Genomic DNA, 25,613 nt, shown 5'->3' with positions numbered 1-25,613 from the left:
AGATAGGCAATGTCGATGGTGAATTCGGAGGATAGACGCGGGCCGATCTCTTCGCTCCTGCAGAACAACAATGTGCTCGGCTTCCTGTTCATGCTGCCGGCGGCGGTGTTCCTCGTCTGCTTTCTCACCTATCCGCTGGGGCTCGGCGTCTGGCTCGGCTTCACCGATACGAGGATCGGCCGCGACGGCATCTTCATCGGGCTGGAGAACTACCAATTCCTGATGGACGACAGCGTCTTCTGGCTGTCGGTCTTCAACACCATTCTCTATACCTCCGTTGCCTCGGTGCTGAAATTCGCGCTCGGCCTTTGGCTGGCTATGCTGCTCAACCAGCATCTGCCGTTCAAGTCCTTCTTCCGGGCCATCGTGCTGCTTCCCTGGGTGGTGCCGACGGTGCTTTCGGCGCTGGCCTTCTGGTGGATCTACGATTCCCAATTTTCGATCATTTCCTGGTCGCTGATGCAGCTGGGGCTGATCAGCGGACCGATCAACTTCCTCGGCGATCCCATAAATGCGCGCATATCCGTCATCGTCGCCAATGTCTGGCGCGGCATTCCCTTCGTGGCGATCTCGCTGCTTGCCGGCCTGCAGACGATTCCAGCCTCGCTGCAGGAGGCCGCCTCGCTCGACGGCGCCACGAGCTGGCAGCGTTTCCGCTACGTGACGCTACCGATGCTGACGCCGATCATCGCCGTGGTGATGACCTTCTCGGTGCTCTTCACCTTCACCGATTTCCAGCTCATCTACGTGCTGACCAAGGGGGGGCCTGTCAACGCGACGCATCTGATGGCGACGCTATCCTTCCAGCGCGGCATTCCCGGCGGTCAGCTCGGCGAGGGTGCCGCCATCGCGGTCGCCATGGTGCCCTTCCTGCTCGGCGCCATCATGTTCAGCTTCTTCGGCCTGCAACGGCGCAAATGGCAACAGGGCGGCCAGGATTAAGGCCAGGGTTAGAGCCAAATTGGGGTTAGGGAGAGTGATGATGTCGATAAATTCAAACGCCGCTGATCAGGTCGTGACCGATAATGCCGAAGGCATGAGCTATCTGAACCGTCTGCCGCGGCGGATCGTGATGCTCTACCTGCCGATGGCGGTCTTTGTCTTCGTGCTGCTCTTTCCGTTCTACTGGATGGCGATCACCGCCGTGAAACCGAACGAGCAGCTGACCGACTACAGCAACTACAGCCCCTTCTGGGTGGTGGGACCGACGCTCGCGCACATCAAATATCTGTTCCTTGAGACATCCTACCCAGGCTGGCTGTGGAACACGATGCTGGTCGCGGTCTGCTCCACCTTTCTCTCGCTGGTAGCCTCGGTCTTCGGCGCCTATGCCATCGAGCGCGTCCGCTTCACCGGCTCGCGTTCGGTCGGCCTCGTCATTTTCCTCGCCTATCTCGTGCCGCCGTCGATCCTCTTCATCCCGCTTGCCTTCATCGTCTTCAAGCTCGGGATCTATGACTCGCGGCTGGCGCTGATCTTCACCTATCCGACCTTCCTCATTCCCTTCTGCACCTGGCTGCTGATGGGCTATTTCCGCTCGATCCCATTCGAGCTGGAAGAAAGCGCGCTGGTGGACGGCGCCAACAGATGGCAGATTCTCACCAAGATCATCCTGCCGCTCGCAGTACCCGGGCTGATTTCAGCTGGCATCTTCGCCTTCACGCTGTCCTGGAATGAATTCATCTATGCGCTGACTTTCATCCAGTCGTCGGAAAACAAAACCATCCCGGTCGGCGTGCTGACCGAACTGGTGCGCGGCGACGTCTTCGAATGGGGGGCACTGATGGCGGGCGCATTGTTCGGCTCCCTCCCGGTGGTCATCCTCTACTCGTTCTTCGTGGACTACTACGTCTCATCGATGACCGGGGCGGTGAAGGAGTGACAGTCTACTGCCCCTTGCTCCTGCAGCAGTTGCGACTGCTTGTTATCGTGTGCAGGAGGAGTGTCCGCAAGATGGGATCAGGGGCCTTCCCATCATGTATCGAAACCTCGTCTTGCCGAGATCGAATAATTGTAAATTGCCGCATAGCTCGTCGATACGAGCAGCGGAAATGCGATGGTCTTGAGTATTTCCGGTGTGCCGGTCGCCGCATGGATTGCCACGAGAATGCTGGCTGAGCCGAGACAAGCAATGAGAGGCGGCGCCCAAAATCGCGCAGATCCGACGAAACGCTTGGAAAGCCAGTCTATCACAGACTTCAGGAAAAGCGTCAGGCAGGCGGATATCGTACCCTGCACAAGCCCGGCATAGAGCGGCAATGGCATGGCGTGCGCGCGATTGGCGAAGACCGCCCAGCTGCCCATTGCCAAAAAGGCCAAGAGAACATGGACAAGGCCGCTGCGGAGAAGCCGGTGCAGTGCATTCGGCATCACAACGACCACCCGTGGCGGACAAGATGGTGCAACAGGGTCAGAGCCTGTTCTTCATCGCGGCGCGCAAAATGTCGTTGATCCGATCCTGCCAGCCAGGGCCATCTTCCTGGAAATAGGCAAGCACATCACTGTCGATCTTGAGCGAAACGAGCTCCTTTGTATTCGGCAGCGCCGGCCGCTCAACAGCCTGCTCCGGCTTCTTCTTCGCGGGTTTGAACAATGCTTCGGCAGCATCCATTGGATTGACAGGTCTGCGGGGCGAGTTTGCCATCGTTATGACTTTCTATTGCCTGTCGGATCGACATATGAGCGGCATACGGGATCTCGGCTGCTTCGTCGACTATTTAGCTCGTTTCATCAGGGCGATCTAGCCGACCTGCTCGACCGCCGGCGTGCGGGAGCCATTGCCGGCAGGTTCTGGATGCCAGACCTGCCGACAATCTGGGCGTCAATCAGCCTTTTTGCGATACAGCAATGTCATGAGTGCGAGGACGCATCCCAAGACTCCGACGGATGCAAAGATGTAGAAGTTCCACTGCGGAGCCAGGCCTGCACCCAGAACCGCACCGCCGATGGCCGGTCCTATCATGCCGCCGATACGGCCGATGCCGAGCGAGAAGCCGAGGCCGGTTCCACGGATTTCGACCGGATAGAGGTTTCCAACGAGAACGTTGGCGAGGATCTGCGTACCGATCGTTCCCGTACCTGCAAGTGCGACGAGACCATAAACCTGGAGGCCCTGATCCACCTGCGTCAGCAACCAGATCGAGCAGGCTCCGAGGAGAAACATACCTGCCACGACTATTTTGACGTTTCCGCGGTCGGCAATCCTTGCGCCGATCAGGAGGCCGACTGCGGCTCCGAGATTGAGCGTTACGGAGAAGAGCAGGGCAGAACCGAGATCATAGCCCATCTTGTTCATGATTGTCGGAAGCCAGTTGACCATGCCGAATGTGAGCAGAAGCGAACAGAAGTGAATGCCCCATGCGTTCAACGTCGGCAGCAGGCGACCTTCGGAAAACAGCGAGCGGATGCCCACCTGGCGTGATGCAGCAGGCCTGGCTACCGGATTGGGCAGCCCGTACTGGTTTGCAATCTGGTTGGCTTCGGTCTGGCGGTTCTTCGTTGCCAGCCATTCGGGGGACTCGGGGATGAGGCGGATGAAGAAAGGCAGAAGCAGGATCGGTGCACCGCCGATAATCATCAGTGGACGCCATCCGTATTTCTGTATCAGCAGCATTCCGAGGATACCCGAGATGATGCCGCCGGCCAGGTAACCCAGAAGAGCAATCGAATAGGCCATTGCCTTCCGTTTCGGCGGAGAAAACTCGATGATTAGAGCGGTTACCGTCGGAAAAAGAGCTCCAAGGCCCAGGCCGGCGAGAAAACGTGTTCCCTCGAAAGCGAGAAAGTTCGGCGCAAGACCGCTGCCGATCATCATCACGGAAAAGCTCAGCAGACTGCCGATGATGACCTTGCGACGACCTATCCTGTCAGCAAGTGTTCCGGCAACGAGAGCGCCCAGCAGCATACCGAACAGGGTGATGGAGGCAGCCCGTCCGACCATGCCCGGCGTCAGGCCCCAACTGGCTTCACCGAGCAAAGCCGGCGCGACTGCGCCGTAAACGATCAGGTCATAGCCGTCGAACAGGATCAGCAGACCGCAAAGGGCGATGATGATATTCGGGCTGCGAACGCGTTCGTTGATAATAGCGAGATCTTGTATGGCCAATGTTCCCTCCCCATACATTTGCGTACAGGAAGTACGCTCCTGCCAGCGGCAGGTCCGCGTCGATCCGTGTACAAATCCTCCTGGATCGTTGCCGGCGTGGTTCCTCCCAGCGCCAGACTCACCCGCAAACGGGCTATGTCAAGACAACGATGACACGCTATTAAATACTTGCGAATAAAATATTTGCAACTGCAAACTTTTCAGCTCGCAACTTTTCCCTTTCCGGACATTGCCGGCAGGTTGCTGTGCATGCGGCGCAGCGCCTTCTTCAGTGCTGCGACCTCCTCGTCCGACATGTCCTGAACCGCGGTGCGTTCAAGCTCGACGGCAAGCGGCATGAGCCTTTCGGTCAGCGCCTCGCCCTGCGGGGTCAGCCTTACGATGACGATGCGGCCATTATCTTCCGGACGTGTTCTCGACACCAGCTTGCGTTTGGCCAGTGTGCCGACGAGGCGCGACAGCGTCGAAATCTCGACAGAGACGACGTCGGCGAGATCCCCCAGGGTGCTCTCGCGGCGCTCCTTGAGCATGGCCAGAACCCGGTACATCGCCACGCTGAGATTGTCTTCGGCGATTCTCTGCGCGAACACCTCGGCTATCCGCACGCCGGCGCGATTGAGAAGATAAGGAACGGAATCGGTAAGTTTGTACATGTCTCTGTCTGCTGGCGGGATTTCGCTTGCTGAGGGCTCTCTCCGACATGCACCTAAATGACCGGAATGACAACACGATTGGCTTTCAGCCGTCGAGAAAGGCTGAGTATGGCAAGCATTTTCCCGCTCAATTTATAAACTTGCATTGACAATAGTTGCAAATGCAATAATCTGGATGCTAAGGAGACACGGGAGGAAATCATGTCTGCCACTGCTGCCCTCGGCATAGCGCCGGCCCCCGCACCCATCAGCGATGCGTTTCGATCGACCATGCGCCGTTTCCCGGCGACGGTGACAGTCATTTCTGCTTGTCGCAACGGTGCGGATCATGGAATGACGGCGACCGCCGTCACATCACTTTCGATGGATCCGCCATCTCTCATCATCTGCCTGAACAATCGCACCTACCTGCATGACATGCTGCTTGAGGTGCCGGAATTCGCAGTCAGCATTCTGACCGACAGGCAGGCAGCCGTATCGGAAGGTTTCAGCGGCAAGATCGCGCCTGAGCGTCGGTTCGACACTGCCGATTGGGTCCGCCATGAGCGCGGCATGATGGTGCTGGACACCGCTCATGCCTCGGTTGTCTGCCGCCGCATGGGCGCCGTTCCCTATGGAACGCATACGATCTTCATCGGGCAGGTGGTGGATACACGCCATTCCGAAAATACGATCGCGCTGATGTACGAGAATTCGAAATATTGCGCGCCACAGCACGCGCTTCCTGCATCCCAGAACTGAAGGTAGTTCCATGAACAATACAGCCGCCCTGTTTCCCGCCTCGGCGCGGGGCAAGACCGCATGTCTTGCAGATTGCATCGCCCCGGTGCTGGACGAAATCCGTGCCGGCGCGCGCGATACCGAAAAATCCGGCCGTGTGCCGGCGCGCTCTATCGATCTGCTGCGCTCCGCCGGCTATTTCGATATCGTCAAGCCGGCCCGTTTCGGCGGCGACGAAGGATCCTTTGCCGAGCTTGTCGATGCAAATATCGAGCTATCGTCGGCCTGCGCCTCCACCGGCTGGGTTGCCGGCCTCCTTTCCGCGCATCAATGGCTCCTTGCCATGTTCGATGAAAGGGTTCAGCAGGACGTGTGGGGCAGCAATCCGGATGCGCTGCTCTGCGGTTCCTACGCGCCGGTCCGCATGGCGGAACGTGTCGAGGGTGGTTTCCGGCTATCCGGCGATTGGGCCTTTGCGAGCGGATGCGAAAATGCCCAATGGGCGCTCTGTGCGGCGATCATTCCGCCAAACGGGGAGGGGGAACGTCCTGTACCGGCGTTTCTTCTGGTTCCCGCCAGCGACTATACCATCGCCGAAACCTGGGACGTGGTCGGCCTCGCGGGCACCGGCTCAAAAAGCCTGATCCTTAAGGATGTCTTCGTTCCCGAATACCGCATATTGAGCTTTCCGGATGCGACCTCCGGCAGAACGCCGGGCGGACGTGGCTACAAGGGTATCGGGCTTTTCAACATTCCGCTCCTCATGGGAGTTCCGTTCTGCCTCGGCAGCGCGGCCGTCGGTGCAGCCAAGGGCGCACTGGATAGCTATATCGACCAGATCGGGACCCGTGTGACACGTGGCGCAGTGGCCGGTGGCAACAACAAGATCGCGGAGTTTCCGACGATCCAGCTTCGCGTGGCGGAAGCCTCCGCATCGGTGGATGCCGCCCGCGAAATCATTCTGCGCGATATTGCCCGGGCGCAGCAACTGGCCCAGGCCCGCGAGGATGGCACCGGCGAGATCACCGAGGAAGATCGGATTCTTGCCCGCCGCAGCCAGTCCTTTGCGGTCAGCCTGGCCCTTCGGGCGGTCGAAGCACTCAATGCATCGACAGGCGGCCTCGGCCTCCAGATGTCCAACCCCGTCCAGCGGGCGTGGCGCGATGCAAATGCCGTCGGGCGCCACATTTCCATGAACTGGGATGCCGTCGGCACCATGGCCGGCCAGCAACTGCTCGGTCTTCCACCCAAGGGACAATTCTGATCGGCCATCCTCAGCATTTCGATTCAAGACAGGAAAGAGAACATATCGTGCAAGGCAAGATCGCGCTTGAAGAACATTTCGCCATTCCCGAGACGCTGCAGGATTCGGCTGGATTCGTGCCGGGCGACTACTGGACGGAACTTTCCGCCCGTCTCCTGGATATCCAGGAAAAGCGTTTGCGGCTGATGGATGCCCACGGCATCGAGAAAATGATCCTGTCGCTGAACGCCCCGGCCGTGCAGGCGATCCCGGATAAGGCAAAGGCCCTGGAGATTTCCCGACGCGCCAACGACTTTCTGGCGGAGCAATGCGTAAAGAACCCGAACCGTTTCCTGGGATTTGCAGCTTTGCCTCTGCAGGATCCGGATGCCGCTGCGCAGGAATTGCAACGCTGCGTGACGACGATGGGTTTCGTCGGCGCACTGGTCAATGGATTCTCGCAGGAAGGCGACGGAACGACGCCGCTCTACTACGATCTGCCGCAATACCGTCCGTTCTGGGCCGAAGTCGAAAAACTCAACGTTCCCTTCTATCTGCATCCGCGCAACCCGCTGCCGCAGGATAGCCGGATCTATGCCGGCCATTCCTGGCTGATGGGTCCGACATGGGCGTTCGCGCAGGAGACCGCTGTTCATGCGCTGCGCCTGATGGGATCCGGCCTGTTTGACGAACATCCGGCCTTGCGGATCATCGTTGGCCACATGGGCGAGGGGCTACCGTATATGATGTGGCGCATCGACAACCGGAACGCGTGGGTCAAGGTGGAAAAGAACTATCCCGCCAAACGTCCGATTGCCGACTATTTCAACGAGAATTTCTACATCACGACGTCGGGGAACTTCCGCACGCAATCGCTTATCGATGCTATGCTGGAAATCGGCGCGGACCGAATTCTGTTCTCGACGGACTGGCCATTCGAGAACATCGACCATGCGGCAAACTGGTTCGACAGCACGACCATCTCCGAAGCCGACCGTCTGAAGATCGGTCGCACCAACGCGGTTTCACTCTTCAAACTCGATCGATAGCATGGTTGCACCTTTCAGATACACGGTCAGCGCGGCTCAGGTGATCTTCGGGAGCGGCTCGTTGAACCGTCTCGCCGAGGCGATTGCAGGGCAGGGCGGCAAGCGCGCCCTGATCCTTTCGACCCCGCACCAGAAAGCGGAGGCTGAACGGATCGGTGCTTCCCTCGGCCCGCTTGCGGCGGGACTATTCCACGATGCGACGATGCATACGCCGGTCGAGGTTACCGAGCGCGCGATGGCGGCATATAACGCAGCCGCCGCCGATTGCGTCGTCGCGATCGGCGGCGGATCGACCATCGGTCTCGGCAAGGCAATCGCCTATCGCAATGACGCGCTGCAAATCGTGGTGGCGACGACCTATGCGGGGTCGGAGGTCACACCGATCCTCGGCCAGACAGAGAACGGCCAGAAGACGACCGTCCGCGGGGCCGGCATCCTGCCCGAAGTGGTGATCTACGACCCTGAATTGACACTGGGATTGCCGGTCAACATCAGCGTCAGCAGCGGGCTCAATGCGATGGCGCACGCCGTCGAAGGTCTCTATGCGAAGGATCGCAACCCCATTTCGTCCATGATGGCGGTCGAGGGCCTGCGCGCGCTGAAGCAGGCTTTGCCTCAGATCGTCAATGCCCCCGGGGACATCGAGCCGCGAAGCGAAGCGCTTTACGGTTCCTGGCTGTGCGGCACGGTGCTCGGAGCAGTTGGCATGGCCCTGCATCACAAGCTCTGCCATACGCTGGGCGGTAGCTTCGATCTGCCTCATGCGGAAACCCATGCGGTCATTCTTCCCCATTCCGCCGCCTACAACGCCGTAGCCGCAGCGGATGCGTTAAAGCCCGCTGCCGATCTTTTTGGCGGCTCGGTGGGCGGCGGTCTTTATGATTTTGCCGCTTCGATCGGCGCCCCCTTGGCCCTGCGCGATCTGGGTATGAAGGAAGCCGATCTGGACCGTGCGGCGGAACTCGCCGCCCAGAACCCCTACTGGAACCCGCGCCCAATCGAACGGGAAGCGATCCGGGCTTTGTTGCAGAGCGCCTGGGAGGGCGCGCGGCCGCGTTAATTCTTAGGAGGATAGGCCCCGTGCCTGAATATTTCAGCGAAGAGAGATCCGCGGAGGCCGTCAACTCGCGGATGGGACAGGACATTAATCCGCGTCTGGCCGAAATCATGGCGTCGCTTGTCAGGCACCTGCATGCCTTTGCCAAGGATATCAGCCTGACCCAGGCGGAATGGGAGCTGGCCATAGGCTTCCTGACCCGAACCGGCCATCTCTGCCATGACGAGCGACAGGAGTTCATTCTGCTCAGCGATACGCTGGGTTTGTCGATGCTGGTGGATGCGATCAACAACCGGCGTCCGCCAGGCGCCACGGAAAATACCGTGTTCGGACCGTTCCATGTCGAAGGTGCGCCCGTACGGCAGATGGGTGAAAACATCTCGCTCGACGGCAAGGGCGAGAGCTGTCTCTTCATCGGGCGAGTGCTCGATCTTAACGGCAATCCGATCGAGGGAGCCCGGATCGATGTATGGTCGGATAATTCCGATGGCTTCTACGACGTTCAGCAGCCGGATATTCAGCCGAAGTGGAACAACCGGGGCATTTTCGTCACCGGCGCAGATGGCGCCTATAGCTTCGTCGGCATAAAGCCGGTTTCCTATCCGATCCCGGATGATGGCCCGGTCGGCCAGATGCTGACGTCCCTCGGCCGCCATCCCTTCCGTCCTGCCCATACCCATTACCTGATCACGGCTTCAGGGTATCAGAAACTCGTAACCCACACGTTTGTCGGCGACGATCGCTATCTGGAATCAGATACGGTGTTCGGGGTGAAAAACAGCCTGGTCGCGCCTTTCCAGCGTGTCGATCACCCGACGGTCTGGCGCTCCGATTTCGATTTCGTGCTGACGCCGGTGGAGAATAGACAATGATCGTAGCCCGCTATGCGGTATCCGACCCCGGCAAGGCTGCCGAACGCTCAAGATTGCTCGATGAGCACAAGGCCTATCTGCATGGCGCGGCGATCCGCATCCTGCTTTCCGGACCTTCCGCACCGCCGGCGGAAGGCAAGGGTTCTACCGCAATCGTGATGGCGGAAGTTGTATCCCTCGCCGAGTTCGAGGCGTTCAGCGCAGGAGATCCCTTCGTCCGCTCCGGTGTTTACGCGAGCGTCGATATATTCGAATGGCGGCCCAGTTTTGGGCTGCTTCTGGAGAGTCTCTGAGCGGCGTTTTGACCTGCTGAAGGTGATCAAGTCTAGACCATGTGCCGAAAAGTGTGAGCGGCTTTCGGATCTAACCATTTAATTGAGAACAGGATTCAGACTTTAGGTCATATCGAAGACAGCGGCGTTGTCCTGAACCTCGCGCAGCCCCTTGTACGAGGCATGGCGGAGATTGCCGTCATCCGTCCAGCCGCGAAACTCGATCTCGGCGATCAGCGTCGGCTGCACGAGGACGAGGCGCTTGCCCTTCAGGGCAACAACCGGCCGGCTCGTCTTCAACCGGTCCAGCGTCTTTTTCAGGTATTCAGCATCGCTGGCACCGAAACCGGTTCCGACCGACCCAACGTAAATCCAGTCGAGGCCTCGTCTGCCGGCCAGCAGCAGCCTGCCGATGCCGCCGCGGGCGGATACGGACTGCTCATAACCGACGATCATGAAGCTCTCGCTCTGCACGCATTTGATCTTCAGCCAGTCGCCGGTACGACCACTGCCGTAGGGCCGGCCGCGATGCTTGGCGATGATACCTTCCAGACGACGATGGCAGGCGTGCTCGAGGAGATCTTCGGCCGGCAGCTCTATCTCCTCGGAGAGGCGGATCGCCTGATCATCGCCTTCCGGTATCAGGTCTTCAAGCAGGTGCCGGCGTACGTCAAGCTCGGTGCCGGTCAGATCGTGTCCATCGAGATAGAGAAGGTCGAAGGCGGCGAGGATCGACTCGGTCGATACCCGCTTGCCGCCCCGCCCGCCGAGCGAACGTTGCAGGGCGCCAAAATCCGATCGGCCGTGATCATCGAGTACAACGGCCTCGCCATCGAGAATGGCGGTCGTCACCCCAAGCTCTTTTGCTGCCGCAGCGATGGCGGGGAAGCGATGGGTCCAGTCATGGCCGCCGCGAGTAATGACCCGCACGCCCTTCGGCTCGATGTGGATTGCCAATCGATAACCATCCAATTTCACCTCATAGAGCCAATCCGGCCCCACGGGCACAGTCGGCTTCAGCAGTGCGAGGCAAGGCTCAATGCGCGACGGCATTGGATCGAAAGGCAGACTGGGCTGGTCAGGATCGCGCTTGCGGATCGGACGAGACTGCAGCGTCGAGTGAGATTCGTCGAGCAAGGGCAGAATTGGGCGGCGCGGGCGCGTCATGATCAGGTCTAGCGCCTCCCCGGGCGGTTTTCCGCTTCGACCGACTTGCGCAGGGCATCCATGATGTTGATGACATTGCTCGGTGCCGGCTCTTGCTTTTCCTTGGACTTGGACGTTGTCCTGCTCGGCTTTTTCATCTGCTTCTTCTTCGCGTCGATGATGTCGAGGAGTTTATCCTGAACCGGATCGGAAACCATCTTCGGGCTCCAGTGCTGCGTCTGCCTTTTGATGAGCTGCTGGACAAGCGGCATCATTTCGCTGTCGGCAGGCTGGTCATCGACTCTCTCGAAATAGGTCTCTGCGTCGCGCACCTCATCCCCATAACGCAGCGTCCAAAGTACGATGCCCTTGCCGCGTGGCTCCAACATGACGGCGCGTTCCCGTCTCGAGATCACCAGTCTCGATATGCCGACCATATTCTCGGCGGCCATGGCGTCGCGAATGACCGAAAACGCCTCCTGGCCGACCGGATCGTCCGGAGAAAGATAGTAGGGCGTATCGAGCCAGATCCAGTCGACGCCGTCCCGCGGTGCGAAAACTTCGATGTCGATCGTCTTGGTACTGTCGAGCGCGATACTTTCGAGTTCCTCGTCTTCCAGGATGACGTACTCGTTCTCACCACGTTGATAGCCCTTGACCTCGTCCTCATCCTTCACCTCCTTGCCGGTGACGGAATCCACGTAATGGCTGACGACGCGGTTCTGCGTCTCTCGGTTCAAGGTGTGGAAGCGGACCTTCTCGTTTTCCGAGGTCGCCGGCATCATCTGCACGGGGCAGGTGACAAGCGAGAGCTTGAGGTAGCCTTTCCAGTGGGGACGAAGGGCCATGGCATCCTCCGATCAGCTGGCGCGGCGGTGTTGAGCGGCGCCGGTGCCGCGCGACTTCGACGATGTAGCACGCGCTGCCTTCTGGCGACCTTTTCCGGCATTTGCGTTAGCTGCGGTGCGCTTGTTCTTGGCGGGCGCGGACATTCCGGCACTTTCACGCAGCGCCTGAAGCAGGTCGCTCGGCTTTGATGCGGGGGGTGCCTTCTTCTTCGGCAGCGTACGGCCCTCGATCTTGGCCTTCACAAGCTCGGCGACCGCCTCCTCATAGCGGTCATCGAACTGCTTCGGATCAAATTCACCTTTCTTCGTATTGATGATGTGCTTGGCGAGTTCCAGCATCTCGCCTTCGATCTTCAGGTCCGGCATTTCCTCGAAAGCCTTTTGCGACGAACGGACCTCATAGTCATAGTTCAAGGTGGAGCCGACCAAGCCGTTGCCGCGCGGCCGAATGAGAACGGTACGCAGACGCCGGAACAAGACCGTACGAGCAATTGCAGCAACCTTGGCCTTTTTCATGCCGTCGCGCAGCAGTTTATAGGCGTCTCCGCCTAACTTGTCGGGAGCAAGGTAGTATGGCTTGTCGAAATAGACATCGTCGACTTCATCGCAGGGAATGAACGCCTCGACCGTAAGTGTCTTATCGCTGTTCGGAATCGCGGCCGCGACTTCGTCGGGTTCAAGGACGACATATCGCCCGTCCTCGATCTCGAAACCTTTGACCTGATCCTCGCGCTCGACGGGATCGCCGGTTTCGCTGTCGACGAACTCACGCCGAACCCGATTGCCAGTCTTTCGGTTAAGGGTGTTGAATGCGATCCGTTCGGACGAGGATGCGGCCGTGTAGAGCGCGACGGGAAACGCAACTTCTCCAAACTTGATGTAGCCTTTCCAATTCGCCCGCGGGGCAACCATCTGCGCGACTCCCTCACACAACCAACGCGAGTCAACTCAATCACCCGGCTGATTGTTCCGCCGCGAAACGAATCTAATTTCAAGGACTTAACGGACGACAACCTCCCGTATTCCGAGTCTGGAGATGTTCTTGATTCGATGCATCTTTTTGCCACGGCGTGCGATTCAAGAAGACGGCAACCACAGGAATAGATGACATGACCAAGCGCGAACTGATCGATACCGGCACCGACGACGCTATGTCCGCCGTAATAAGCAGGGACAGTTTAAGGAGAGCGATGACGTCGGTCGCTCGCTAGCTGCCAAACGGCCAAGACGAAAGCAAAGGCCGGCGAGGGCGACCAAGGCGATCACAACATCAAGCATTGACGAGGTCGCCAACCGCATCGACCTCTTCGGCCAGACAGCCGATGCAGGTCATCTTGCCGCCGACAAGCCGTTTTTCTTGGTCGCGGCAGGATCAGCGGGCGCTGTACTTTGCGTCGAGATCATCCATGGCCTTGACGTTACCGGCAGACCGGCCGTTCTCGTCGAAGGTCTGGGCAAGAAATGCATCAGCGATCGACTTTGCAAGCTCGGTTCCGATGACGCGGGCTCCCATGGTGATGATCTGCGCATTGTTGGAAAGCGCTGCACGCTCGGCAGAATAGGTGTCGTGCGTCAGGGCGGCGCGGATGCCCGGAACCTTGTTGGCCGAGATGCACACACCGATGCCGGTGCCGCAAACGAGGATCGCCTTGTCGTAGGTGCCGTCGATGACGCCTGAGGCGACGCGATCCGAGAGGTTGGCGTAGAAAGGATCGGCACCGGCGCTGGTGCGCGAGACTTCGTAGACGTCGAAGCGCTCTTTCAGATGGTCGGCCAGGATCTTGGCGAGGCCTTCGCCGGCACTGTCTCCTGCAATGGCAAGCTTCATTGTCTTTCTCCTCAGAGTTTGGCGGCGCATCTGGCCAGGATGTCGAGGTAACCTTCGACATTCCAGGCCGAACGGCCAATGAAGAGCCCGTCGATATGCGGGCTCGAGATCAGTTCTTCGCAGTTCTGCGGGTTGACCGACCCGCCGTAGAGGCAGCGGATCTTCCGGCCCAGCACAGTTTCGGCAACGGCGATGATTTCAGACTGGCGGGCATCCGCATAATCCGCAGTCGCCGGGATGCCCTTCTCGCCGATCGCCCAGACGGGCTCGTAGGCAAGCAGGATTTCGGCGCTTTTCTGGGCGTCAGAAAGTTTCGAAAGCGCGCCGCGCACCTGGGTTGCGAGCATGTCGGCGGCCTTTCCGCTTTCGCGGTCGGAAAGCGTCTCGCCAATGCAGATCAGCGGAATGAGACCGTGGCGAACCGCCGCTTCGGTCTTCAGACCCACAGTCTCGTCGGTCTCTGCAAAATGTTCGCGCCGTTCGGAATGACCGAGCTCGACGAGATCAAGATTGCAGTCCTTCAGCATCACCGGCGAGACTTCGCCGGTCCAGGCGCCCTGGTCGGCCCAATGCATGTTCTGCGCGCCGACCTTCACCGATGTCTTGGCAAGCATCGCCTTGACCTCGCGCACCGCTGTGAAAGACGGAATGACGAAGCGCTGGATACGCGGGTCGCGCGCGGCATCGGCAGCTTCGAGGCCGTGGGCGAAGTGCTCTGCTTCAGCAAGCGTCTTGTTCATCTTCCAGCTGGTGCCAATCCAGAAGCGCGGCTTTTCGGTCATGTCGGATCCTGCGTTAATGCGATGGTGAGCGTGATGCCCGCCTGCTCGAATTCCTCGAGGACAGCGGCGTCCGGTGCGCTGTCGGTGATAACGGCGTCGAAGTCGGCCAGATCCGCCATGACATGCAGGGCGGTGTGGCCGATGCGCTGATGGTTGACCAGAAGACAGGTCCTGGTCGACGACGCGATCATCGCCCGCTTGGCACGCACGACGTTATCGTCCATGTGATAGGCAAGCTTGCCGCTGACGGCGGGCGTCGAAATGAAGGCTATGTCGGCCCTCAGCCGCGACAATGCCTCCTCGGTGACGACGCCGAGATAGGCGTTGAATTTGGCCGAGTAGATGCCGCCGAGCGCGATCAGCGTGATGCCGGTTTCGCCTTTCAGCCGCTCCATGATCGCCGCGTTGTTGGTGATCAAGGTCAACGGCCGCTTCTGCAGCAGCATTTCGCCGAGCACGGCCGCCATCGAGCCGTCGTTTACCATCACCGTCATACCCGGCTCGACCAGTTCCAGCGCGGTCTCGGCCATAGCCAGCTTGGCCTCGTTGCCCTGGCGTTCGCGAATGCGGAAGTCGCTTTCGAACTGCGTTCCGGCGTCAATGGTTGCGCCGCCGCGAACCTTGCGCAGGACGCCGGCCTGCTCGAGATCGTCGAGATCGCGATGGATCGTCATCTTCGACACGGTGAAGCGATCGGCAAGGTCGTCGAGATCGACGGTCTTGTTTTCGACGAGCAGGTTGACGATCAACTGCTGCCGCTCTTCCCGCCTCATCCCGATCTCCACCCTCGTTTGATGTTAAGATAACGGAGTATGCGTGATAATCAACATCTATTATGTTATTTTGCGATCAAATATTGTTGTGTTTCCGTAGCTACTTCAGCAGCGACTGCGCGGTTCGTTCGTCGGTGATCAGCCCGAAAAGGCGGCGGCTATTCAGAATTGCCCGGATGGCCGCCACTTTCGACTGTCCGCCCGCCAGCGCCACGAGCCGCTCTTTCTTCGTCTTGGGAAAAGATGCAGAGAGCGTGCGCGCCGTCAGCGCGGTCTCGAGGATATGGCCGTCGGCGTCGAAAAAATGTCCGAGGATTTCGCCGACGCCGCCTGCGGCAGCGATGTCGTCGATTTCACCGGGTTCAACCATGCCGGACAAAACCAGCTGCGCCTCTGCATCGACAGTTCCCAGGCCGACGAGCTTCAGATCGGCATTGTTGGCAAGATCGAAGACCTCCTTGACGGCACGCTGCGCCTTCAGCACTTCGCGGTCTTCGCCGGTATTGGCGAAAAAGGGAACCGGCATGACATAGGCATGGGCGCCGGTCTTTTCGGCGATGCGATGCATCACGTCATAGGGATTGGCGCCGTAGTTTCGTGTCAGCCCGCCAAGCAAGGAGACGAAGCGCAGGTTCTTCGCGCTCACCCTCGGCATATATTGCACGGCGGCGGAAAGCGTGCGGCCATGACCAAGGCCGATCACCGTATTGTCGCCGCGCTCGATCTCGCGCTTGAGATAGCCGGCACCGGCATGGCCGAGTGCGCGCAGCGGCAAGCCTTCCTCGCCGAGATCGGGCGCGACCTCGCAATATTGAAGCCCGAACCGTTCCGAAAGCCGCATCTCCAGCTCAACGCATTCGACGATATCCCCGTCGATGGTAACTTTGACGACGCCATCGGCGACCGCCCTGGCGATCAGTCGATGGGCCTTTACCGACGGCACGCCGAGGCGGCGCGCAACGTCGGACTGCGTCAGGCCACCGGCATAGTGAAGCCAGGCAGCACGCACGGCAAGCGTATCATCGGCGTCCGTCATCACGGCTCCTTTTCGAAGGTCATGCGGCGATTCCGCCGTATCGCAGTGCTGCCTTTTAAAGATCTCCGCCTCAGATGTTCAAGTCGGCGATGCCGGTGTCGATATGCGGCGCCCAGAAGGCGACGCTTTCGGCAATCTGCGGGATGACCTGGCGGTCGTTCGGCTCGCGTTCCTTGAAGGAGAGTTCCAGGCAGATTTCATTGTCCTTGGCCCCACCTTCGGCCAGCGCCTGGAGCAGAGGCGCCGGCTGAATGCGGCCTTTGGCGTTGAATTCGGCGGTGAAGGGCCGGTGTCCGCCCTTGTCCATCAGGCTCTGTTTGATGTGGATGATCGGCGATACCGGCGGGACGGCGCGTGCCCAGGCATAGGGGTCGTAGTCATCGGGATCAGCGGAGGTGATGTCGCCATGATCGATATCCGCCATCATCCACATCGGGATGGCCATTCCGGCGGCTGTCAGCCGCTCCTGCAGCGACAGGCAAGCGCCGATCGTCTCGCCGAACTCGCGACCGATGCTCATCGGTTCCCAGAAGATGTAGGAGAGGCCTGCGGCGCGCGCGTGCTCGGCGACATCGGCCCAACAATCGATCGCGATCTTGATCAGTTCCTCGCGTCTGGCCGGATCGTCGAAGTCCTTGTAGGTGAAGATCGCGAATTGCGTGCCGACCGAATGGCCGCCGAGATCGGCGGTGATGTCGGCAAAGATCTTGAACCAGTCGACGTAGTAGCGGCGCACATCGGCATCCGGATGTCCGAAATGATTGAGGCGCCCATAGGGGCCCGTCATGCCCGAGGTAACCCGCACGCCGGTGCGCTTCAGCGCGGCGTTCATCGTGCGCGTCAGGCGGTGGATGACGGGCGCCTGCCAGCTCGGATTGATGAACTCATGGGTCAGCTGGAGGTCGCGGATCCGCAGGTCACGTGCAACCGTATCGATCAGATCGTCTGGGGCGGCGAAGCGGTTCACCAGCGGATTGGTATTGAGCGAAAGGGTCAGCGGCATGGCGGCATCCTTCAGGCGGCGGCAAGGCGGGAGGAAGCAAACCACTCGCCAAAGGCCGCGCGTTCCGCTTCATTCAGATGGAGGTAGTGTTTGGTGCGTCGATAGAGGATGTCGTCGGCCGTTTCGGCCCATTCCGTGGCGACGAGATAGTGGGCCTCGGCCTCGTAGAGCTGTCCGCCAAAATGCCGCCCGAGCCCTTCTATGCCAGTCGCACCGGCAACCACATTCCTGGCGCGGGCGCCATAGAGACGGCCGTAGTGATGCACGAGCTTGCGCGGCATCCAGGGATAGGTGTCGCGCAGACTGTTTGCGAAGCTCTCGTAGTCTGCATTCGGAATTTCGCCGCCCGGCAGCGGCGCCTTCGCCGTCCAGTCGCCTCCCATGTTCGGGAAGATGTGCTTCAGGCGCTGCATGCCGCGTTCAGCGAGCTCGCGGAATGTGGTGATCTTGCCGCCGAAGACGTTGAGCAGCGGAGCGCCGCCTGTCTCGTCGAGATCGAAGACATAGTCGCGGGTAACGGCGGACGGGTTGCCCTTGCCATCGTCAAACAGCGGGCGCACGCCGGAGAAGCTATGCAGCACATCGTGGCGACGCAGCTTTTCCTTGAAGTAGCGATTGACCGCCTGGAGCAGATACTCGATTTCCGTCTCGTCGGCGGCAACATCCTCGGCCCGGCCTTCGTAAGCGATATCGGTCGTCCCGATCAACGCCTTGTCGCCCTCATAGGGATTGATGAAAATGACGCGCTTGTCGTGGTTCTGCACCAGATAGGCATTGGCGCCTGCCCAGAACTTCGGCACGATGATGTGGCTGCCCTTGACGAGGCGGACGTTGCGGCCGGAGTTCGAACCTGCGACGCGATTGATGATGTCCATCACCCAGGGGCCGGCGCAGTTCACCAGACATTTGGCACGGAAGGTTCGCGTCTCCCCCGTGGTGTTGCTTTTGGTGACCACGGTCCAACCGCCATTCTCGCGGCGGGCCGACACGGCGGGCGAGCGGGTCAGCACCAGGGCGCCGTTTTCCGCTGCGCTGACCGCATTCAAGGTCACGAGGCGGGCGTCGTCGACCCAGCAATCGGAATATTCAAAACCGCGTGTGTATTGATCGAGGATCGGCGTGCCTTCCGGGTCGCGGAGCAGATTGAGCGTGCGGGTCCCGGGCAGTTTCTTGCGGCCGCCGAGATGATCATAGAGGAAGAGGCCGAGCCGCACGAGCCATGCGGGGCGATCTTCCGGGCTGTGCGGCAGGACGAAGCGCATCGGCCAGATGATATGCGGCGCGGCATTGAGCAGCACTTCACGCTCGATCAGCGCCTCACGCACCAGGCGGAATTCGTAATATTCGAGGTAACGCAGACCGCCATGCACCAGCTTGCCCGAACGCGACGACGTTCCCTGTGCCAGGTCGTCCTTTTCGCACAGCACGACCTTCAGGCCGCGGCCGGCAGCATCGCGTGCTATCCCCGCGCCGTTGATGCCTCCGCCGATGACGAAGAGATCCAGGAGTTCGGGTTCGGTCATGTCATGCTCCTTCGATGCCTGCTGCATCAGAATTACGCGCCCAGCGGCGACGTCGTTGCGGCTTCGGCAAGCTTGTCCCAGGCGGGTGCCATTGCCTGGCGTACATCGGTGTAGGCAGAAAAAAGTCGGTCGAACCGGTGGGCCTCGCTGGCATCCGGTGTTTCCGGATCGCCGAGCAGCGGCGTCACCCAGTCGGCAATGCAATCGTCCATGCTGGAATAGACGCCGACAGCCACCGCGGCCATCATCGCCACGCCGGCCGCCCCCGTCTCCTCGCGGCGCGACTGGCGGATCGGTGCGTTGACGGCGGCCGAAAGTGAGCGGCGAAGGGCGACGGAGCGTGTTGCGCCGCCGGTGACCCGCAGCTCTTCTGGCATCGCGCCCATCGCCGCGTAGCAGTCGCGGGTAGCAAGCCCCAGCCCTTCGATCACGCTGCGCAGCAGGTCGGGGAAACCTTGACGCATCGAAAGCCCGGTGAAGCCCGCGCGCGCATTGGCGTTGACGAAAGGCCCACGTTCGCCCGCCTCGGAAATGTAGGGATGGTAAAGCACCGACCCCGGTCGGCTTTCTGCAAACCAGCCGTCGATGCGCGCAATGAGGTCTGCGTGCGAAGCAGGCTTGCCTGCCTCGGCCATAAGATAGGCGGCGACATTAAGGATCCAGTCGATGTTGATCGTGGCGCCCATATTCGTCTGGACCTGAGTGACGATGCCGGGGATAGGCAGGGCGATCACATAGCCGGTGCCTTCACGATTGAGCTGAACGTCGGCAACGGACTTGGCGCGCAAGTGCACGCCGGTCGAGCCGATCGTCGAGCAGGCGGCGTTGCGAGCGCCGCTGCGCACGCCTGCACCAAGCGCCGTCATCACCATGTCGACATAGCCGAGGCAGACCGGCGTTCCGGCAAGAAGCCCGCAGGCCTTCGCCGCCTCCGATGTCAGCTTGTGGCTGATCTCGCTGCCGTCGATGATTTCGGGCAGCAGCCCGCGTCTGTGGTCAAGGCCGAGCGCGTCGATCACGACGGCATCATACTGGCGTGTTCTGAAATTGCCGAAGGTGAAACTCGCCTCCGATGGATCGGTGGCCCGCACGCCTGTGAGGTTGAGATAGAGCCAGTCCTTGCAGTGCAGCGCCGCCTCCGCCCGATCGAGAAGATCCGGCGCGAAGCGGTCCATATGAGCGAGTTGCGCGCCCTGCTGGCAAGTGTTGAGGCCGGTGCCTGTTGCCTCGAAGCGGGCACGGTTCTGCGCTCCGCCGGCGAGCGCCGTGACTGTCGGCGCAGCGCGTGCGTCGAGCCACAGCCAGGCATCGGCGACCGGCATATTGCCGCGGCCGACGAGCCAGGTGCCGTCGCCCTGTCCGGTGACGGCGATGGCTGCGGTGCGTGATGCAAGATCAGGGACTTTTTCGCCGAGGCCACGCAGCGCGCTGGCGCAATCAAGCCAGGTCTGATCCAGCGACTGCGTTGCCGAGCCATCGTCTCCGGTGGCGTATCGGTTGCGAACGGAGGCAGTGGCGATCTGGCGGCCGGACAGATCGAAGGCGACAGCCTTGATGACCGAGGTGCCGGCATCTATCCCAATGATGATCTTCTCGGTCGATGTCATTGCAGGCCTATCTCGCCATCCTAGCAAGGGTCACGGCGGGTAATACGCGCATCAAATTCATCTGAAGTCCTCCCGATCCCTAAACTCTCTGGGATGATGCATCCAGCTGCCAAATTCGGTTTTTAATTTCAGATCGAGCGCGCAGCCGAACCTACCAAAGCTCGCTTAAAAAGATAACATAAAGATACCATAATGCCAGTAAGATTTTTCTAGCGATGTAATTTTTTTCATCTAAAATAGAAGGGTACGGATGTTACGCGTGTGTCGCCCAGCGATTGCCGTGCGGCATCGAAAACAGCAACGTCCGCGATACTTAACGTGCACAATATCGATTTGAAAACAGCTATATACCACCACAATGCGATCGAATGACATGCGTGGAGCTGTTAGCATTTGCTGCCTCCTTTTGCTGCAGCACAGCGTGATAAACAAGATGTGAGACCCTGTATTTTAATCGACCTGCCGTGAAAGTGCCGTTGACAGCTCATAAAATTTATAACATCATTTACGGCATAAATAACATACATCTATCACGGAAGCGCACTTCCTGATGGAGAATTTGCAGATCCAGGCGGTTGGAGGAGACAAGCGCCGGTCTTGTTGAGGAGGCTTCCAATGCGAATTTTCGTCCAGAGTTGCGCTCTTGCGGGCGCCCCGCCGGCTTCTGTTCCGGCGCGACGCAATGCTTCAGCCTGTCTGCGATCATCATCTCGCTAGCCTTCTCCACCTCGCTATTCCAAGCCAAAGGCCGTCCCGACATGAGTACATCGCCCGATTATCCAGCATCAAAGCCGAGCAGCGGCAATCGCACGCTCCTTGTTAGCGCGGCGTTGGCGGTCATCGTCGTTGCAGCGATCGCGTTCGATACGAGGGTCGTCAGGATCGGCTCCGAAAACGATGTCCGGCAGCAGGCATTCTCTCCGGAAACCTTCGGCGCCGAGCAGTTCCCGAAGATCAAGGCAAATGTCGAGGAGCGGGCCGTTGCGGCCGCCGATCTCGCGGCCGCCATTGCCGCCGACAAGAAGGCGGCGGCCGAGAAATACGGCACTGCGACGAGCACCGGACCGGTCATTCCCGTCACGCTGACCGGCGTTTTCGGCGCCCGCAAGTCGAACACCAACGAAATGAAGATCGATGGGTTGCCTCCCGAGACGGTGGTCCGTGTCCAGACCGGCCCTGCGGTCAACGGCACGGACCTCCGCGATGCAACCGGCACCATCGAATTCGGCCAGTTTACCAACCAGATCCAGTATCAGGATGCCGGCTCGGCCATCAATAACGAGATGAAGAAGGCGGTTTTCGCAGGCCTGGATGCTGACGCCCTGGACGGAAAGCAGGCGACCGTGGTCGGCGTCTTCAAGCTCATCAACCCCAAGAACTGGCTCGTCACGCCGGTGAAGGTCGAGCTCAAATGAGCCAGCCGCAACGCAGCAACGGGGCGAAAGGCGAGGTCGTTCTCGCTGCCCGCAACATCGCAAAATCCTACGGCAGCGTTCACGCCCTCAAGGGAGTGAACTTCGACATCCATCGCGGCCAGGTCACAACGCTGTTCGGAGAGAACGGCGCGGGCAAGTCGACCTTGATGAAGATCCTTTCGGGTGTGGCGCAGCCAAGCTCCGGCGAGATCATTCTCGACGGCTCGCCGATCAGCTTTAGCTCGTCGACCCATGCGCGCGAGTGCGGCATCTCGATCATTCACCAGGAGCTCAGTCTCGCCCCCAATCTCAGTGTTCGTGACAATATTTTCATGGGCCGGGAGATCATCAAGGGCGGTGTCGTCGACTTCGCTGAAGAGGCGCGTCAGACCCGCGCGCTGATGGAGGAACTCGAGGAAGAGATCGATCCGCTGACGCGCGTCGAGGATCTTCGCCTCGGCCAGCAGCAGATCGTCGAAATTGCCCGGGCGCTCTCCGTCAATTCGCGCATCCTGATCATGGACGAGCCGACCTCGGCGCTGAGCGCGACCGAGGTGGAAGTGCTCTTCAAGGTCATCCACGACCTGACGAGCCGCGGCGTGTCGATCGTCTACATCTCTCATCATCTGGAAGAGGCGCTGCAGATCACCAATCACGCCGTCGTTCTGCGCGACGGAAACATGACGGCCTATGCTGAGCGCAAGGATATCGATCTCGAATGGATCGTCCGCAACATGGTCGGCGAGAATTTCGACCTCGGCAGCCCGCCGGAAGATCACCCGTTCGGAAACGTGTCGCTTTCCATCGAAAATCTCAGTGTCCCCGGTCCCTCCGGCGCCGCCTATAATGCAGTCGATCGTCTGTCTCTCAAGGTGCGTGCCGGCGAGATCGTCTGCATCTACGGGCTGATGGGCGCCGGGCGCACGGAACTGCTCGAGTGCGTTGCCGGACGTCTGCGCGCAAGCGGCGGACAGGTTCTGCTCGAAGGACAGGACGTCAGTGGGCTCAGCATAGCCGGGCGCATTGCCAGCGGTCTCGTGCTCGTGCCCGAAGATCGCCAGCGCGACGGTCTCGTCCAGACGATGACGGTCGGCTCCAATCTGTCGCTTGCGAGTATCCGCGCCTTCACCAAAGGGTTTTTCACCTCCGGCCATCGGGAGCGCGATCTCGTCAATGACGCGATCCGGCGGGTGCATGTGAAAACCGATGGCGGCGCGGCTTCGATCGGCTCGCTCTCCGGCGGCAACCAGCAGAAGGTCGTCATCGGCAAGATGCTGGCAACCCAGCCGAAAGTCATCCTGCTCGATGAGCCAAGCCGCGGCATCGACATCGGCGCCAAGGCGGAAGTATTCAAGTTGCTCGCGGAGCGCGCCAAGCAGGGATTGGCGGTCATCTATTCGACGTCCGAAGTCAATGAATGCCTGAGCATCGCGCACCGCATCATCGTCATGCATCGCGGCAGGATATCGGCCGAGTTCGGCTCGGATGTCACCAAGGAAAAGATCATGGCCGCCTCCGGCGAAGCCGTGGTCGCGCACTAGCCTGAGTATGGAGCACTGATTATGTCAGTCACGAACGTCACCGAAAAGAAATCAGTTTCCAGCGGGCCGAAGCGCAATACCAATATCGTGCGTCTCATCCTGGAGGGCCGGGCCTTCTTCGCGCTGATCGTCATCATCGCGGTCTTCTCATTCCTGTCGCCCTATTACTTCACTCTGAACAACTTCCTGATCATGGCGTCGCACGTCGCGATCTTCGGCATTCTGGCGATCGGGATGCTGCTCGTCATCCTCAATGGCGGCATCGACCTTTCGGTCGGCTCGACGCTTGGGCTTGCAGGCTGCATTGCCGGTTTCCTGATGCAGGGCGTCACGCTCACCTATTTCGGCGTCATTCTCTATCCGCCGGTCTGGGCCGTCGTCGTCATCACATGTGCGCTCGGTGCGCTGGTCGGTGCAGTCAACGGCGTGCTGATCGCCTATCTCAAGGTGCCGGCCTTCGTCGCCTCGCTCGGCGTGCTCTACGTCGCCCGCGGTATCGCGCTCTTGATGACCAACGGCCTGACCTACAACAATCTCGGCGGCCGTCCGGAACTCGGCAATACCGGCTTCGACTGGCTCGGCTTCAACCGGCTCGCAGGCATTCCGATCGGGGTCATCGTGCTTGCGGTTCTCGCCATCATTTGCGGCATCGTGCTGAGCCGCACCGCCTTCGGCCGCTGGCTCTACGCCTCTGGTGGTAACGAGCGGGCCGCCGACCTCTCCGGCGTCCCGGTCAAGCGCGTGAAGATCATCGTCTATGTGCTTTCGGGCGTCTGTGCCGCAATCGCCGGCCTGGTCCTCTCCTCGCAGCTGACCTCGGCCGGTCCGACGGCAGGCACAACCTACGAGCTGACGGCAATCGCAGCCGTGGTTATCGGCGGCGCGGCGCTGACCGGCGGCCGCGGTACGGTTCGCGGCACGATGCTCGGCGCCTTCGTCATCGGTTTTCTTTCGGACGGCCTCGTGATCATCGGCGTCTCGGCCTACTGGCAGACCGTATTTACCGGCGCTGTGATCGTTCTCGCCGTCCTCATGAACAGCATCCAATACGGCCGCCGGGTCAAATCGTCCTGACGGCTGAGACTGAAACTTATCCACGACGGCAGGCTGGAATCCACGAAGCCGATTGGGGAAAGCAACGCCGGATCACCGGCAATAACTGAGCTCACAAATGGGAGAGAGACTATGTTTAAGAAAGGCATGCGCATACTTCTGGCCGCCGCGGCCGTAGCACCGCTTCTGGCAAGCTCGGCTTGGGCAGCGGGCATGATGACGATCATCGTCAATGATCCGTCGAATCCCTATTGGCTGACGGAAGGCAATGTCGCCAAGGCAACTGCCGAAAAGCTGGGCTACACGGCCTCGGTCAACGCCCACAAGGGTGACACCAATACCGAAAGCAACCTGATCGATACGGCGATCACCAACAAGTCGGTGGCGATCATCCTCGACCCGGCAAACGCTGACGGTTCCGTCGGTGCGGTCAAGAAGGCCGTTGCTGCCGGCATCCCGGTCATCCTCGTCAACGCCGAAATCAACCAGGAAGGCCTGGCCAAGGCGCAGCTTGTTTCCAACAACGCACAGGGTGCCGCCCTCGGCGCGCAGCAATGGGTCGAGGCGATCGGCGACAAGGGCAACTATGCCGAACTCTTCGGCGCTCCGTCCGACAACAACGCGGCGACGCGGTCGAATGGCTACGAGACTGTCCTTTCGCAGTATCCGGATCTGAAGAAGGTCGCCAAGGAAGTTGCCAACTGGGACCGCACCCAGGGCCACAACAAGATGCAGTCCATGCTGCAGGCCAACCCGGATATCGTCGGCGTCATCTCGGGCAATGACGAAATGGCGCTCGGTGCGATCGCCGCGCTCAAGGAAGCCGGCAAGCTCGCCAATGTGAAGGTCGGCGGCTTCGACGGTTCGCCGGATGCGGTTGCCGCCATCAAGGCGGGCGAACTCCAATACACCGTCCTCCAACCGGTTGCCGTCTTCTCCGAAGAAGCCGTCAAGCAGGCCGACAATCTGATCAAGACGGGTAACACCGGTGCCAAGAGCGAGAAGCAGCTCTTCGATTGCCTGTTGATCACCAAGGACAACATCGACAAGTACACTGGCCCGTTCGTTCTGGCCCAGTAAAGGGAAG

At 60.1% G+C, this 25,613-nt stretch carries 27 protein-coding genes; 12 read left to right on the top strand and 15 right to left on the bottom strand.

The window, feature by feature from the left end; all coding sequences use genetic code 11:
- Positions 1-9: 9 nt before the first annotated feature.
- Positions 10-942 (top strand): carbohydrate ABC transporter permease, encoded by a 933-nt coding sequence (locus RlegSU303_RS25205; protein WP_003550789.1) that lies wholly within the window; start codon positions 10-12, stop codon positions 940-942.
- Positions 943-982: 40 nt separating this feature from the next.
- Positions 983-1,882, top strand: a complete 900-nt coding sequence (locus RlegSU303_RS25200; protein ID WP_020485891.1) for a carbohydrate ABC transporter permease — start codon at positions 983-985, stop codon at positions 1,880-1,882.
- Between the two features lie 92 nt (positions 1,883-1,974).
- Here RlegSU303_RS25200 and RlegSU303_RS25195 read toward each other — a convergent pair whose 3' ends face one another.
- From RlegSU303_RS25195 to RlegSU303_RS25180, 4 genes are all read right to left on the bottom strand, one after another.
- Positions 1,975-2,370 carry a hypothetical protein gene (locus RlegSU303_RS25195; protein WP_131718449.1) on the bottom strand — a complete coding sequence of 132 codons (396 nt, stop codon included), beginning with the start codon at positions 2,368-2,370 and terminating at the stop codon, positions 1,975-1,977.
- Positions 2,371-2,410: 40 nt separating this feature from the next.
- On the bottom strand, positions 2,411-2,644 hold the full coding sequence (locus tag RlegSU303_RS25190; RefSeq protein WP_017956500.1) for a BrnA antitoxin family protein: 234 nt from the start codon (positions 2,642-2,644) through the stop codon (positions 2,411-2,413).
- 177 nt (positions 2,645-2,821) lie between these two features.
- Entirely contained in the window at positions 2,822-4,123 is a 1,302-nt protein-coding gene (locus RlegSU303_RS25185; protein ID WP_205928037.1) for an MFS transporter, read from the bottom strand.
- A gap of 182 nt (positions 4,124-4,305) precedes the next feature.
- Positions 4,306-4,758: a MarR family winged helix-turn-helix transcriptional regulator gene (locus tag RlegSU303_RS25180; protein ID WP_003562469.1), complete on the bottom strand. Its 453-nt coding sequence runs from the start codon at positions 4,756-4,758 to the stop codon at positions 4,306-4,308.
- Between the two features lie 201 nt (positions 4,759-4,959).
- Here RlegSU303_RS25180 and RlegSU303_RS25175 point away from each other — a divergent pair, with 201 nt between their 5' ends.
- Genes RlegSU303_RS25175 through RlegSU303_RS25150 form a run of 6 tightly spaced genes read left to right on the top strand, consistent with a single transcriptional unit; the run spans position 4,960 to position 9,992 of the window.
- A complete protein-coding gene (locus RlegSU303_RS25175) occupies positions 4,960-5,499 on the top strand; it encodes a flavin reductase family protein (RefSeq protein WP_131620688.1) in 540 nt (179 codons plus the stop codon).
- Positions 5,500-5,509: 10 nt separating this feature from the next.
- The gene (locus tag RlegSU303_RS25170; protein ID WP_131643518.1) at positions 5,510-6,742 is read left to right on the top strand and encodes a flavin-dependent monooxygenase; all 1,233 of its coding nucleotides are present in this window, start codon (positions 5,510-5,512) and stop codon (positions 6,740-6,742) included.
- Between the two features lie 47 nt (positions 6,743-6,789).
- Complete coding sequence (gene tsdA / locus RlegSU303_RS25165; protein WP_017956504.1) at positions 6,790-7,770, top strand: gamma-resorcylate decarboxylase; 981 nt, start codon at positions 6,790-6,792, stop codon at positions 7,768-7,770.
- A 1-nt stretch (position 7,771) separates the two neighbouring features.
- On the top strand, positions 7,772-8,830 hold the full coding sequence (locus RlegSU303_RS25160) for a maleylacetate reductase (protein ID WP_131718450.1): 1,059 nt from the start codon (positions 7,772-7,774) through the stop codon (positions 8,828-8,830).
- Positions 8,831-8,850: 20 nt separating this feature from the next.
- Positions 8,851-9,699 carry a dioxygenase family protein gene (locus tag RlegSU303_RS25155; protein WP_017956506.1) on the top strand — a complete coding sequence of 283 codons (849 nt, stop codon included), beginning with the start codon at positions 8,851-8,853 and terminating at the stop codon, positions 9,697-9,699.
- Positions 9,696-9,992, top strand: coding sequence for a YciI family protein (locus RlegSU303_RS25150; protein WP_131718451.1), 297 nt, complete (start codon positions 9,696-9,698; stop codon positions 9,990-9,992). Before RlegSU303_RS25155 ends, RlegSU303_RS25150 begins: the two co-directional genes overlap by 4 nt.
- A gap of 102 nt (positions 9,993-10,094) precedes the next feature.
- Here RlegSU303_RS25150 and ligD read toward each other — a convergent pair whose 3' ends face one another.
- From ligD to RlegSU303_RS25095, 11 genes are all read right to left on the bottom strand, one after another.
- A complete protein-coding gene (ligD, locus tag RlegSU303_RS25145; protein ID WP_131718452.1) occupies positions 10,095-11,138 on the bottom strand; it encodes a non-homologous end-joining DNA ligase in 1,044 nt (347 codons plus the stop codon).
- 8 nt (positions 11,139-11,146) lie between these two features.
- On the bottom strand, positions 11,147-11,965 hold the full coding sequence (ku, locus tag RlegSU303_RS25140; protein ID WP_017956509.1) for a non-homologous end joining protein Ku: 819 nt from the start codon (positions 11,963-11,965) through the stop codon (positions 11,147-11,149).
- Positions 11,966-11,977: 12 nt separating this feature from the next.
- On the bottom strand, positions 11,978-12,877 hold the full coding sequence (gene ku / locus RlegSU303_RS25135; protein WP_131718453.1) for a non-homologous end joining protein Ku: 900 nt from the start codon (positions 12,875-12,877) through the stop codon (positions 11,978-11,980).
- A 460-nt stretch (positions 12,878-13,337) separates the two neighbouring features.
- The gene (derI, locus tag RlegSU303_RS25130; RefSeq protein ID WP_017996196.1) at positions 13,338-13,793 is read right to left on the bottom strand and encodes a D-erythrulose-4-phosphate isomerase; all 456 of its coding nucleotides are present in this window, start codon (positions 13,791-13,793) and stop codon (positions 13,338-13,340) included.
- 11 nt (positions 13,794-13,804) lie between these two features.
- Positions 13,805-14,575: a triose-phosphate isomerase gene (locus RlegSU303_RS25125; RefSeq protein ID WP_131718454.1), complete on the bottom strand. Its 771-nt coding sequence runs from the start codon at positions 14,573-14,575 to the stop codon at positions 13,805-13,807.
- A complete protein-coding gene (locus RlegSU303_RS25120; RefSeq protein ID WP_131718455.1) occupies positions 14,572-15,348 on the bottom strand; it encodes a DeoR/GlpR family DNA-binding transcription regulator in 777 nt (258 codons plus the stop codon). Before RlegSU303_RS25120 ends, RlegSU303_RS25125 begins: the two co-directional genes overlap by 4 nt.
- 100 nt (positions 15,349-15,448) lie before the next feature.
- Positions 15,449-16,384 carry a sugar-binding transcriptional regulator gene (locus tag RlegSU303_RS25115; protein ID WP_017956515.1) on the bottom strand — a complete coding sequence of 312 codons (936 nt, stop codon included), beginning with the start codon at positions 16,382-16,384 and terminating at the stop codon, positions 15,449-15,451.
- Between the two features lie 70 nt (positions 16,385-16,454).
- A complete protein-coding gene (locus RlegSU303_RS25110) occupies positions 16,455-17,387 on the bottom strand; it encodes a sugar phosphate isomerase/epimerase family protein (RefSeq protein WP_131718456.1) in 933 nt (310 codons plus the stop codon).
- 11 nt (positions 17,388-17,398) lie between these two features.
- A complete protein-coding gene (locus tag RlegSU303_RS25105) occupies positions 17,399-18,910 on the bottom strand; it encodes a glycerol-3-phosphate dehydrogenase (protein ID WP_131708152.1) in 1,512 nt (503 codons plus the stop codon).
- Between the two features lie 32 nt (positions 18,911-18,942).
- Positions 18,943-20,517, bottom strand: a complete 1,575-nt coding sequence (locus RlegSU303_RS25100) for an FGGY-family carbohydrate kinase (RefSeq protein ID WP_131718457.1) — start codon at positions 20,515-20,517, stop codon at positions 18,943-18,945.
- Positions 20,518-21,022: 505 nt separating this feature from the next.
- Positions 21,023-21,226, bottom strand: a complete 204-nt coding sequence (locus RlegSU303_RS25095; protein ID WP_231283890.1) for a hypothetical protein — start codon at positions 21,224-21,226, stop codon at positions 21,023-21,025.
- Between the two features lie 49 nt (positions 21,227-21,275).
- On the opposite strand from RlegSU303_RS25095, the gene RlegSU303_RS25090 reads away from it, so the two are divergent.
- From RlegSU303_RS25090 to RlegSU303_RS25075, 4 genes are all read left to right on the top strand, one after another.
- The gene (locus RlegSU303_RS25090) at positions 21,276-21,932 is read left to right on the top strand and encodes a DUF2291 domain-containing protein (RefSeq protein WP_131718459.1); all 657 of its coding nucleotides are present in this window, start codon (positions 21,276-21,278) and stop codon (positions 21,930-21,932) included.
- Positions 21,929-23,473: a sugar ABC transporter ATP-binding protein gene (locus RlegSU303_RS25085; RefSeq protein WP_131718460.1), complete on the top strand. Its 1,545-nt coding sequence runs from the start codon at positions 21,929-21,931 to the stop codon at positions 23,471-23,473. The genes RlegSU303_RS25090 and RlegSU303_RS25085 overlap by 4 nt, the downstream gene beginning before the upstream one ends.
- 21 nt (positions 23,474-23,494) lie before the next feature.
- The gene (locus tag RlegSU303_RS25080) at positions 23,495-24,547 is read left to right on the top strand and encodes an ABC transporter permease (protein WP_011648984.1); all 1,053 of its coding nucleotides are present in this window, start codon (positions 23,495-23,497) and stop codon (positions 24,545-24,547) included.
- A 111-nt stretch (positions 24,548-24,658) separates the two neighbouring features.
- Positions 24,659-25,606: a D-ribose ABC transporter substrate-binding protein gene (locus tag RlegSU303_RS25075; protein WP_003550839.1), complete on the top strand. Its 948-nt coding sequence runs from the start codon at positions 24,659-24,661 to the stop codon at positions 25,604-25,606.
- Positions 25,607-25,613: the final 7 nt, after the last annotated feature.

The organism is Rhizobium sp. SU303, from assembly GCF_021052345.1.
GTDB classification, from domain to species: domain Bacteria; phylum Pseudomonadota; class Alphaproteobacteria; order Rhizobiales; family Rhizobiaceae; genus Rhizobium; species Rhizobium laguerreae.
The sequence above is the reverse complement of the archived record's forward strand: the minus strand, read 5'-3'. Positions and strand labels throughout refer to the sequence as shown.

Coding starts and splice junctions, on each gene's coding strand:
- RlegSU303_RS25205 (WP_003550789.1), top strand. CDS start 10: ATGTCGATGGTGAATTCGGAGGATAGACGCGGGCCGATCTCTTCGCTC.
- RlegSU303_RS25200 (WP_020485891.1), top strand. CDS start 983: ATGTCGATAAATTCAAACGCCGCTGATCAGGTCGTGACCGATAATGCC.
- RlegSU303_RS25195 (WP_131718449.1), bottom strand. CDS start 2,370: ATGCCGAATGCACTGCACCGGCTTCTCCGCAGCGGCCTTGTCCATGTT.
- RlegSU303_RS25190 (WP_017956500.1), bottom strand. CDS start 2,644: ATGGCAAACTCGCCCCGCAGACCTGTCAATCCAATGGATGCTGCCGAA.
- RlegSU303_RS25185 (WP_205928037.1), bottom strand. CDS start 4,123: ATGTATGGGGAGGGAACATTGGCCATACAAGATCTCGCTATTATCAAC.
- RlegSU303_RS25180 (WP_003562469.1), bottom strand. CDS start 4,758: ATGTACAAACTTACCGATTCCGTTCCTTATCTTCTCAATCGCGCCGGC.
- RlegSU303_RS25175 (WP_131620688.1), top strand. CDS start 4,960: ATGTCTGCCACTGCTGCCCTCGGCATAGCGCCGGCCCCCGCACCCATC.
- RlegSU303_RS25170 (WP_131643518.1), top strand. CDS start 5,510: ATGAACAATACAGCCGCCCTGTTTCCCGCCTCGGCGCGGGGCAAGACC.
- RlegSU303_RS25160 (WP_131718450.1), top strand. CDS start 7,772: ATGGTTGCACCTTTCAGATACACGGTCAGCGCGGCTCAGGTGATCTTC.
- RlegSU303_RS25150 (WP_131718451.1), top strand. CDS start 9,696: ATGATCGTAGCCCGCTATGCGGTATCCGACCCCGGCAAGGCTGCCGAA.
- ligD (WP_131718452.1), bottom strand. CDS start 11,138: ATGACGCGCCCGCGCCGCCCAATTCTGCCCTTGCTCGACGAATCTCAC.
- ku (WP_017956509.1), bottom strand. CDS start 11,965: ATGGCCCTTCGTCCCCACTGGAAAGGCTACCTCAAGCTCTCGCTTGTC.
- ku (WP_131718453.1), bottom strand. CDS start 12,877: ATGGTTGCCCCGCGGGCGAATTGGAAAGGCTACATCAAGTTTGGAGAA.
- derI (WP_017996196.1), bottom strand. CDS start 13,793: ATGAAGCTTGCCATTGCAGGAGACAGTGCCGGCGAAGGCCTCGCCAAG.
- RlegSU303_RS25125 (WP_131718454.1), bottom strand. CDS start 14,575: ATGACCGAAAAGCCGCGCTTCTGGATTGGCACCAGCTGGAAGATGAAC.
- RlegSU303_RS25120 (WP_131718455.1), bottom strand. CDS start 15,348: ATGAGGCGGGAAGAGCGGCAGCAGTTGATCGTCAACCTGCTCGTCGAA.
- RlegSU303_RS25115 (WP_017956515.1), bottom strand. CDS start 16,384: ATGACGGACGCCGATGATACGCTTGCCGTGCGTGCTGCCTGGCTTCAC.
- RlegSU303_RS25110 (WP_131718456.1), bottom strand. CDS start 17,387: ATGCCGCTGACCCTTTCGCTCAATACCAATCCGCTGGTGAACCGCTTC.
- RlegSU303_RS25105 (WP_131708152.1), bottom strand. CDS start 18,910: ATGACCGAACCCGAACTCCTGGATCTCTTCGTCATCGGCGGAGGCATC.
- RlegSU303_RS25100 (WP_131718457.1), bottom strand. CDS start 20,517: ATGACATCGACCGAGAAGATCATCATTGGGATAGATGCCGGCACCTCG.
- RlegSU303_RS25095 (WP_231283890.1), bottom strand. CDS start 21,226: ATGATGATCGCAGACAGGCTGAAGCATTGCGTCGCGCCGGAACAGAAG.
- RlegSU303_RS25090 (WP_131718459.1), top strand. CDS start 21,276: ATGAGTACATCGCCCGATTATCCAGCATCAAAGCCGAGCAGCGGCAAT.
- RlegSU303_RS25085 (WP_131718460.1), top strand. CDS start 21,929: ATGAGCCAGCCGCAACGCAGCAACGGGGCGAAAGGCGAGGTCGTTCTC.
- RlegSU303_RS25080 (WP_011648984.1), top strand. CDS start 23,495: ATGTCAGTCACGAACGTCACCGAAAAGAAATCAGTTTCCAGCGGGCCG.
- RlegSU303_RS25075 (WP_003550839.1), top strand. CDS start 24,659: ATGTTTAAGAAAGGCATGCGCATACTTCTGGCCGCCGCGGCCGTAGCA.